The organism is Actinocrinis sp. (assembly GCF_035605935.1).
Taxonomy (GTDB): Bacteria; Actinomycetota; Actinomycetes; order Streptomycetales; family Catenulisporaceae; genus Actinocrinis.
Map to the genome: position 1 here is coordinate 1 of NZ_DATNGK010000179.1, position 9,567 is coordinate 9,567.

General features: G+C 67.9%; 8 protein-coding genes and 2 pseudogenes. 5 read left to right on the forward strand and 5 right to left on the reverse strand.

The genetic code is table 11. The features are described 5' to 3' along the window. Positions 1 to 247 (forward strand): annotated as a pseudogene (locus VN779_RS14585) (hypothetical protein); the annotation flags it as partial. Between the two features lie 66 nt (positions 248 to 313). Here the strand turns inward: VN779_RS14585 and VN779_RS14590 are convergent. Further along, positions 314 to 892 carry a TetR/AcrR family transcriptional regulator gene (locus tag VN779_RS14590; RefSeq protein ID WP_325723485.1) on the reverse strand — a complete coding sequence of 193 codons (579 nt, stop codon included), beginning with the start codon at positions 890 to 892 and terminating at the stop codon, positions 314 to 316. An 89-nt stretch (positions 893 to 981) separates the two neighbouring features. Between VN779_RS14590 and VN779_RS14595 the strand changes: the two genes are divergently transcribed. Next, a complete protein-coding gene (locus tag VN779_RS14595; RefSeq protein WP_325723487.1) occupies positions 982 to 1,428 on the forward strand; it encodes a DUF1772 domain-containing protein in 447 nt (148 codons plus the stop codon). Positions 1,429 to 1,558: 130 nt separating this feature from the next. Here VN779_RS14595 and VN779_RS14600 read toward each other — a convergent pair whose 3' ends face one another. Next, entirely contained in the window at positions 1,559 to 2,221 is a 663-nt protein-coding gene (locus VN779_RS14600) for a winged helix-turn-helix transcriptional regulator (protein WP_325723489.1), read from the reverse strand. 78 nt (positions 2,222 to 2,299) lie between these two features. Here VN779_RS14600 and VN779_RS14605 point away from each other — a divergent pair, with 78 nt between their 5' ends. The 3 genes from VN779_RS14605 (at position 2,300) to VN779_RS14615 (ending at position 6,844) form a co-directional block, all read left to right on the forward strand. Next, positions 2,300 to 3,910, forward strand: a complete 1,611-nt coding sequence (locus tag VN779_RS14605) for an MFS transporter (RefSeq protein ID WP_325723491.1) — start codon at positions 2,300 to 2,302, stop codon at positions 3,908 to 3,910. A 451-nt stretch (positions 3,911 to 4,361) separates the two neighbouring features. Continuing rightward, entirely contained in the window at positions 4,362 to 5,555 is a 1,194-nt protein-coding gene (locus tag VN779_RS14610) for a cytochrome P450 (protein ID WP_325723493.1), read from the forward strand. A 59-nt stretch (positions 5,556 to 5,614) separates the two neighbouring features. Then, positions 5,615 to 6,844, forward strand: a complete 1,230-nt coding sequence (locus VN779_RS14615) for a cytochrome P450 (protein WP_325723495.1) — start codon at positions 5,615 to 5,617, stop codon at positions 6,842 to 6,844. A 69-nt stretch (positions 6,845 to 6,913) separates the two neighbouring features. Here the strand turns inward: VN779_RS14615 and VN779_RS14620 are convergent. From VN779_RS14620 to VN779_RS14630, 3 genes and pseudogenes are all read right to left on the reverse strand, one after another. After that, positions 6,914 to 7,396: pseudogene (locus VN779_RS14620) on the reverse strand (zinc-binding dehydrogenase); the annotation flags it as partial. A gap of 213 nt (positions 7,397 to 7,609) precedes the next feature. After that, on the reverse strand, positions 7,610 to 8,797 hold the full coding sequence (locus tag VN779_RS14625; RefSeq protein WP_325723498.1) for a glycoside hydrolase family 75 protein: 1,188 nt from the start codon (positions 8,795 to 8,797) through the stop codon (positions 7,610 to 7,612). A gap of 155 nt (positions 8,798 to 8,952) precedes the next feature. Next, a partial coding sequence (locus VN779_RS14630) for a sigma factor-like helix-turn-helix DNA-binding protein (RefSeq protein WP_325723500.1) occupies positions 8,953 to 9,567 on the reverse strand: 615 nt, incomplete at its 5' end.

Sequence of the window (9,567 nt, forward strand, 5' to 3'; positions counted from 1 at the left end):
GACGAGCGCAGCCTGGGGCGTCGGACTGTTAGCCGACTCCGCGCTCCGCGTGCTGATGGCCTACGCGCTGCCGGTTGACTCGGTGCCAGCACTTGGCACCGCGCTCTACGTCGGAACCTCGGCCATCCTCATCGTCATCGCCAACATCTACTACTTCGCGACAGGCCTCTTCAACCGGCACTCCGCTCTCTACGCGCCGCTCGCTGCGCCCGTACCGAGCGGTGAGTTCATCGCGGAACCTGCTTAGGGCACACGCCCGCGGGCAGGCAGCGCGGTCCGGAGACTCCGGCTGCGAACCCGCTGGGGCCGCGTATCAGAGAATGGCGAGTCGGTTCACCAGTAGCTCTACCCTGCGATCGGCGTCCTGCGGTGGTAGCCGTCCCGCTCGGGTCAGCGTGGCCAATCCGTGCAGGGCCGCCCAGAAGAGCTCAGTGAACAGCCCTGGATGCACGCCGTCGCCGGCGACCTGTTCGAGGCTTTCCAGGAGTGCGGCGAAGCCGTCCTTCAGTGGCTCCGGGGTGTCCTCGGCCGCGAACGCCAGGCCGCCGTCGAGCTGGAACATCGCGTCGTAGACCGCCGGGTTGCGTGCGGCGAAGTCGAGGTAGGTGCGGGCGAGGGCGATGACCCGGGCCCGCGGTCCGTGCGCGGCGGCGGTCGCGGCCCGAAGCGCCGCGGCCATCTCGGTGGCGCCTTGGAGGGCGACGGCGCCGATGATCTCCCGTTTGCCGCGGAAGTGACTGTAAAGGACGGGCTGGCTGTATTCGATGCGCTCGGAGAGCTGGCGGGTGGTGACCGCGTCCCACCCTTGCTGTTCGGCGAGTTCGCGAGCTGTCGTCACGATGAGGCGCTCGCGGTCCGCGCGTTCACGCTGCTTGCGTTCCTGTACCGACATGATGCGATCCTAGCACTGCTAGACAATCGAGCGGCAGAAGTACTAGCGTTGCCTCATCGGCTAGCAACGCTAGATTCTAGGAGAGTCCTATGCTCCACGCACTCGAGATCATCACCATCGTGGTCACCGGCCTGATGGTGGGGGTGGAGTTCGCCGTCGCGTTCGTCCTCAACCCGATCTTCAACGCACTACCCGGTGACAGCGGGCAACTAGGCCGCGCCCACGGGGGCCGGATGCTCGGTGCCGTGATGCCGTTCTGGTACATCGGCTCGCTCGTTCTCAGCGCGCTGTGGGCCATCGCCGGATGGCATCACCGCGGCGCCGGCCTCGTCGTGATCGCCGCCGCGCTGCTGATCCTCAGCGTGATCATGTCGCTCCTGCTGCTCGTCCCGATCAACAACCGGAGCAAGACGTGGACGCCGGAGAACCGGCCCGAGGACTGGAAGCAGCAGGCGAACCGCTGGGATCGCTACCACTACCTCCGCGTCGCAGTCATCATCGCCGCCTTCGCCCTGCTGGCCGCGGCCCTCGCCTGAGCCCCGCAAGCCGACACCGCGCCGCTGGCGCGCGTAGGAGCGCACGGCGAATCAGAGACGTGCGGCGTACGCCGGGAGTGTCGCAAAGTACTGCGCAACCAGGCGCGGCCACACGTATGCCAAGCGGTCGCTATGCGCTTGCCACGGGCGGCAATGTGTATAGGTGGAGGAACGAATCCGCCGAGGCCATGGTGCCAGTGACCACGAGGTCTCCCGCGGCGATGGCGTCGGCGAGCGGACGGCCGCCATAGGTCACCGAGGCGAAGGCGCGAGCGTCGCCGGCGATCGTCGCGTCGGCCTGCGCCGGCTCGCCGGCTTCGATGGTCAGCTTCTTGCGGGCGACTCGCGCCACGAAGCTTTCGTCGTTCGGCCGCAGGGCGATGACCAGATGCACGCCGTCGGCCAGAGCCGGGTCGAAGTTGGTGCGCAGCGACAGGATCAGCGAGGCGGTGCCGAAGTGCAGATCCTTGCGGTGCTGAGGGTCGCGCGCCGCCCAGCGTCCGAGGGTCTGCATGATCGGTTCCAGGTCGCGGGCCCAGGGTGTCAGGTCGTACACCCATACCGCGGCCGGTTTCGGCAGCTTTCGGCGGCCCACCAGGCCGGCCTGCTCCAACTCGTCGAGTCGGTGGGAGAGCACGTTGGCGCTGATGCCGGGCAGCCCGGCCTTGATGTCGCCGAACCGCTTGGCTCCGAGCATCAACTCCCTGACCACCAGGAGCGCCCAACGCTCGCCCACGAGTTCGAGAGCGTGCGCCACGCCGCACGAGTCCTCATACGTCCTACTTGTCGCCATGATGAAACGATACCACGAAGTCCTTAATTAGGACTAGGCACTTGTTAAGAGTGACTGCCGCTGCTACGGTCCTGCGGTATGACGACTTCCGTGCTCCCAGTGGCCACTGAAAACGACCGGTCACGTTGGCTGGCGCTCTATGTCCTGTGCGGCAGCATGCTGATGATCGTGTTGGACGCGACGATCGTGAATGTCGCCCTTCCCGCCATCAGGAGTGATCTTCACTTCACTCCGGCCAGCCTGGCGTGGGTGGTGAACGCCTACCTGATCTCCTTCGGCGGGCTGCTGCTGCTCGCCGGCCGGCTGGGTGACCTCGTCGGCCGACGCCGGATCTTTCTGACCGGTTTGGTGGTCTTCACCCTCGCGTCCGCCGGGTGCGGATTCGCGGTCAACCAGCAGATGCTGGTCGCCGCGCGGTTCGTTCAGGGCATCGGCGGCGCACTGACCTCCGCGGTCGTGCTGGGCATGATCGTGTCGATGTTCCCCGCGCCGCAGGAGCAGGCCAAGGCCATCGGCGTCTTCGCCTTCGTCGCGTCGGCGGGCGGCGCGGTCGGCCTGCTCGCCGGCGGGGTGATCGCGCAGGCGATCAGCTGGCACTGGATCTTCTTCGTCAACGTTCCGATCGGTATCGCGGTCGCGCTCGCGTCCCGGCGACTCGTTCCGGCAGACAACGGCCAGGGTTTCGGTGCCGGAGCCGATGTCGCCGGCGCCGGTCTGGTCACCAGCGCCCTGATGCTCGCCGTGTACACGATCGTCAAGCCCGCGGCCGAGAAAGGCTGGCTGGCTCCGGAAACGCTCGCGCTCGCAGCCGTCAGCCTCGCGCTGCTCGCCGGATTCGTCGTGCGGCAGCGCTATGCGCGCAGCCCACTCGTGCCGCTGGAGCTGTTGCGCTCCCGCAACCTGGTCGGCGCGAACTTGATTCAGCTCATCGGCGCGGCCGGCATGTTCGGTGCCTTCTTCCTCGGCACTCTCTACCTGCAGAACCTGCGGCACTACAACGCGCTGCAGATCGGCCTCGCTTTCCTGCCGGTCACGATCTGCATGGGCACGCTGTCGGTGCGCTACTCCGAACGACTCATCACCAGATTCGGCGCGCGTACCGCAGCGCTGCTCGGGCTTGCGCTGATGGCTCTCGCGCTCGCGCTGCTCGCCATAGCGCCGGCCAACGCCGACTACATGACGCAGCTGCTGCCCACCATGGCGCTGCTCGGTCTCGGCGCGGGCGCCTGCTTCCCGGCGCTGATCGGACTGGGCATGGACGGCGTCAAGCCGCACCAGGCCGGGCTCGCGTCGGGGCTGGTGAACACCACCGCGCAGATCGGCGGCGCCCTTGGTCTGGCCGCGCTGGCCACGCTGTCGTCAACGCAAACCCATCGACTCGCCGAATCCGGGCACGGCCAGGACGCCGCATTGCTCAGTGGCTACCATCTCGCCTTCTGGATCGCGGCCGGGTTGATCACGGTCGCCGCCGTCATCGCGGCGAAGCTGCTCACGCGCCCCAATGCCGCATCGCCAGCAGCTGTGGAGGGCGTCTCGACCTATGCCGAGCCCACTTCAGCGTCGGCAACACCAGCCTTCGCGGCCGTCGACGGTACCTCGCGGACTTTGCTGGACGCGCGCCCAGCCGAGGCCGATGATCGGGTGATGCTTGCTTACGCCACCGCCGCCCCGGGCCACGACGTCAGTTGATCGCGGACGCGAAACCCGCCGTCGGAGACCAGGCGCGAATCGGCCGCAGCAGCCCCGCCCCCGTGAGGTCGAGGCTGCTGCGGCCGCTCGTGCCGGTCGTGTTCCTCGCACTGACCGCGCCGACCTGCGCCGAGGACCTCATCGGCTCGTCGCGATCCTCATCGCGGCAGCACTAGCTGTGCCGAGCCGGCGTCAAACGCCGCGACGAGGTCAAGCCCCCGCGCCGGCCGTGGTGCTATGCGCGTCCCTGCCAGCGCTGGCGGTGCGTCCACTGCTGGACAGCCTCGAAGTCGGCAGCCGGGCCACCGCCGAATGCGTCAACGCGCGATAGGCGATCGGCTTCCGACAGCGATCCCCGAGTCCGACCTGTGACTGCCGAGTCCCCAGATAGTCGATAATCAGAGCTTTGTGGATGCATCTGCCAGTCACTCGTAGAGAGGCAGCGACCGTCGTGACTGTCAAGGACGCCGACATCGCCCGCGCCCTTATCCCGATCCTCTCCGGAGACCCGTCGGCGGTGGCCCAGCGGTTGCGCGAGCAACCCGATGGCGTGTACCGCGCGACCCTGTCCGGCGGCGCGCACGTGTGGGTCGTCAGCCGCTACGACGATGTCAAGCGGCTGCTGGCCGATCCGCGGCTGGCATTGAACAAGCGCAGCTCGCGCACGGGCTATCAGGGCTTTGGACTGCCGCCGGCGCTAGACGCCAATCTGCTCAACCTTGACGGCGCCGACCATGCCCGATTGCGCCGCCTGGTGACCGCCGCGTTCACCACCCGCCGCATCGACCAACTGCGCGACCGCATCCGAACCACCAGCAACACCCTGATCGACGCGCTGCCCCTGGATGGCACGCTCGACCTCGTAGCCGCCTACGCCGCGCCCCTGCCAGTGGCAGTGATCTGCGACCTGCTCGGCGTACCGGCGGATCAGGGCTCGACTCTGCGCGAGTGCACTCAGGTCCTGCTCGCCCCAGGCAAGTACGGTCCTAGTGACCTGGCAGCGACCGTCGGACGGATCCTCACGCTGCTGACCGACCTCATCGCGGCCAAGCGCACCGAGCCGACCGACGATCTGCTCACCGCGATGATCGCAGCACACGACGGGGAAGACCGGCTCTCGCAGGACGAACTGCTGTCGCTGGCGTTCCTCATCCTGTTCGCTGGCTACGAGAACTCCGTCCACCTGATCTCCGCCGCCATCGCCCGTGCACTCGCCGAGCCGGGGCTGGCCGCCGCGATCCGCGCCGAGCCCGATCCGCACTCCGAGCCCATGAACCGGATCATCGAGCAGTTCTTGAAGTTCGACCAGCCTGCGACCACCGCGATCCGTCGCTTCCCCACCGAGGACATCAAGGTCGGTGACACTGTCATCCCTGCTGGTGACACGGTTCTGCTGGCCACCGCCGCCGCGAACCACGATCCCGCATCCGCAGCAGGGCATCTCACCTTCGGCCACGGCGCCCACTACTGTCTCGGCGCACCGCTCGCCCGGCTAGAGGCGCGCATCGCAGTGTGGACGGCGCTGCATCGGCTGCCTGGCCTGACGCTCTGCGTCCCGTACGCAGACCTGCAGTGGAAGAGCGACCATCGCCAGCACGCACTGACGACTCTGCCTGTCACCCTTTTCCCGCAGTCCATCGGATGAGGACCAGCGAACCGGACCGACATCGGCCGCATCGATCCGATACCGAGCGGAGGCAACCCGTGACCGCGAGCCTGCCCTTTCCCGAGCCGATCCCGATGGTGCCGGATCTGGCCGGTTGCCCGTATGCCGCGTATGCGCAACTGCGCGAGCACGGCGGCGTGCACCGGGCGGTCAAACCCAGCGGGGGACAGGTGTGGGTCGTCTCCCGTTACCGCGACGTCAAAGCCCTGCTGTCCGATCCGCGCATGTCCATCGAGGCGCGCCACTCCCGCCACGGATATGAGGGCTTCGGCCTGCCCCCGGCGCTCGACGCGCACCTGATGAACGTCGACGACGCCGCGCACGCGCGCCTGCGCCGCCTGGTGTCCAGCGCCTTCACCCCGCGCCGCATGCAGGCCGAACAACACCACATTCAGGCGATCACGGACTCGCTGATCGACGACCTGGCGACGCGGAACGCCGCCGACCTGCTCGCGCAGTACGCCGCGCCGCTCCCCATCGCAGTGATCTGCCACCTGCTCGGCATCCCCGAGGCGGACGGCGCCGCGTTCCAGACCTACACCCGCTCGCTGATGAACCCGAACGACCCAAACCGCCCGCCCACCCGTGACCTGGTGCGCGCCATGCACGCCTGCCTGGTCGAGTTGATCGCGCGCAAACGCGCCGAACCCGCCGACGACCTACTCACCGCCATGATCCAGGCCCGTGACGGCGAAGACCGGCTCAGCGAGAACGAACTGACCTCCCTTACGTTCCTGATCCTGTGGGCCGGCTTCGAGACAACCGTTCATCTGATCGCCAACGGCCTGGCCGCGCTCCTCGCCGACCCCCAGCTCGCGCAGATCGTGCGTGCCGAGCCCGACCCGCACACCGAGACCATGGCCGCGCTGGTCGAAGAACTGCTGCGCCGCGACGGACCCATGCTCACCGCGATTCGCCGTTTCCCGCTCCAGGACCTGAAAGTCGGCGACAGCGTGGTGCCCGGTGGCGACACCGTCCTGTTCGCCCTCGCCTCCGCCAATCACGACCCTGACCACATCGCGCACCCCGAACGCATCGACCTGGACCGGCAAGGCGCCGGGCACCTCGGCTTCGGCCACGGACCGCACTACTGCCTCGGCGCGCCGCTCGCCCGCATCGAGACCCGCATCGCACTGTGGACCGCCATCCACCGGCTGCCCGACCTCGCGCTGGCCGTCCCCGCGGACCAGCTGCCCTGGAAGATCGACCACCGCCAGCACGCCCTGACCACGCTGCCCGTCACCTTCACCCCGCAGCCCACTGACTGACCGGAGTCACGCTGCCGCATTGACCTCTGCCGAGGGATGGAGTCTTCTTCGACGGCCCGTCAGCTGGGGTCAGTCGGCGGGGGCGAAGATGATGGTCTTGCCGGGCAGCGCGCCCGCGGCTGCCTGCGCGTGCACGGCGGGCAGTTCAGCGAGCGGGACTCGCTGGGCGACCTCGACGCGCAGCTCGCCGCGGTCGATCAGCTCCACGAGGTGCGCGAGTTGCTGCGCGTCGCTGCGCACGAACACGTCGATGCCGCGCACGCCATGTTCCTCGTCGCTGGGAGCGGGCATCCACACGGTGGTGTTGACCAGGACACCGCCGGGGCGGATCAGGTCGAGCAGCGCCGAGAGCTGTTGCGGTTCGATCGGCGCGAGGTTGAGTACGACGTCGACGGGCAGGCTGACCGCCGCGATGACGTCGGCGGCCGTGTGGTCGACGACCTCGTCAGCGCCGGCTGCCTTCACTCGGCCGCTGCTGCTCGGGCTTGACGTGGCGATCACGTACGCGCCGGCGTTCTTAGCTAGCTGCACGGCGTAGCCGCCGACTGCCCCGCATGGGCGCGCGCCTGGAGCATCCTCGTACCGGGTTGTACTTGAATGAATCAGGCGTGCGGCCAGGCGAAGTCGAGCAGCCGATTCGCCATGATCCGAACCCCGAACAGGCCCTAGAACAGTCTTACCTCACGGTCACGCAGTCATGTCGCCGGCGCCGATCTGCGGGAGGTAGCCCGCGGACCGGCGCCGGGAGGTATGTGAACGGTTGATCTACGGAGAGACGGTTACCGAGTCGATGTTGGCGTCGCCGGCTGCGGTGGTGCCGGCGACCCGGATGGTGTTGGCACCTGCCTTGAGGGGCACCGCGACGGAAACGTTGGCCCAGGTGTCCCAGTTGGCGGTGGTCGGGAAGTTCAGCGTGCCCTGTGCGGCGCCGTTGACCGAGATGGTCGCGGGCCGCGCCGAGGTGGTGCCGTCGGAGTAGCGGAAGCTGAGGGTCTTGGTGCCGGCGGCGGCCGCGGTCACCGGGATGTCGACGTATGCGCCGACCGCGTTGGCCGTGTTCGCGAAACCGGTGCCTGTGAAGCCGGCGTGGTTGGAATCGAAGGTGCCGCCTGCGGACAGGGTGCCGGTCTCCGCCTCGAACACGTTGCCGTTCGGCGGCGGAGTCCCGCCCGCCATGGCTGCGCCGAGGCTGTCAAGGGCCTGCTGGACCTTGACCTGGGCGTTGGCGTTCAGGTTGGCGTTGGTGCCGTTCACGACCCAGGACGGACCGGAGAACATCACGACGGTCACGCCGTTGTCCACGCCGCCAGTGGTGCCACTGCTGGGGATGCCGAGCAGTTGGGCTGCTTTAACCGAGGCCTCGCCCAGTTCGCGTGAGTCGTTATCCGAGGTGGTCTGGTTGTTCGCGGTCTGCGTGTCGCCGAAGATCGAGCCGATGACCTTGCCCTTGTAGAACATCAGCGCGAACTGCCGGCCCGACATGCCGTGCTCCTTGTAGAAGAAGTGCGGGCAGGGGGTCTTGCGGTCCCAGCAGTCGTCGCCCAGCACGTAGAACGGCACGTGGTGCGCGGCCAGAGCCTTGCCGCTGCTGTCGTGCCAGGTCGTGTCGCCCTGGTGGTCGGGATCGGGGTCCGGGTCGCTGCCGTCGTCGTCGATGGCCATGCTCGAGGTGTAGGCGTAGACGCCGCTGGCGACCTGGTACACGTTCACGTTCATCGCCCGCGTCATGGTGTTGATGTGAGGCTTGGTGTTGACCTGGTTCGCGGCGGTCGAGTTCTTCTTGACACCGGCCAGTACCTCGGCGGCCGTGTACGTCGTGTCGGCTGGTGCGGCGTGGGGAGTCGTCACGGCGCGGGGCGGGGTGACGGCGTGGGCGTTCGTCATGGCGAACGTGGTGGTGAGCGCGAGGGCTGCGGCGCCTGCCACAGTTAAGCGCACGCGGATCGGGGACATGGGGGTGGGTGCCTCCATCGATCGTTAGTAAAATTTCTTAACGAGAATCGAAGCACCCATGGTCCTGTTACACAATCATTTTCAGAAGATCATCTTTAATGGATCTTCACGTTTGCTGGGCGGGTGGGTCGGGAGCGCTGTTCCCGGGTCGAATGTCAGTTTGCTGCGGGGAGGGTCCGGGGTAGTCCGAAGTGTCTCAGGACATTGGTGCCAAAGCTGGTGATGGCGGTGATGTGGTCGCCGGTGGTGGTGATGACCAGAAGGCAGTACGCGTGGTGGATGCCGGCGTGGGGGTCGGCCAGGTAAAGGCCGAAGGCGGGCTGGCCGTTGGCGCGGGTGGGGATGACCCGGTAGGCGCGGCCGGGGCGGAAGGGGCCGGCGGCCAGGACGCTTTGGGCTGTTTGGATGCCGCGGTATGCCAGCAGGGCGGGGGGCATGGAGAGTTTCACGTCGGTGGCGAGTAGTGCTATCAGGGCGGGCAGGTCGGCGCGTTGCAGGGCGTCGGTGAAGCGGGCGACGAGCCGGCGTTCGGCGGCGGTGTCGGATTGGCGCGTAGTCCTGCTGCCGCCGACATCAGTGCTGCCGGTGCCGGTGAGGTGGTTGTCGACGGTGGCGCGGGCGCGTTTGAGAGCGCTGTGCACGGATTCCTGGGTGGTCTCGAGCATCCCGGCGGTTTCGGCGGCGCGGTAGCCCAGCACATCGCGCAGCACGAGGACGGCGCGTTGGCGTGGGGGCAGCAGTTGCAGGGCGGTGATGAAGGCCAGGGAGAT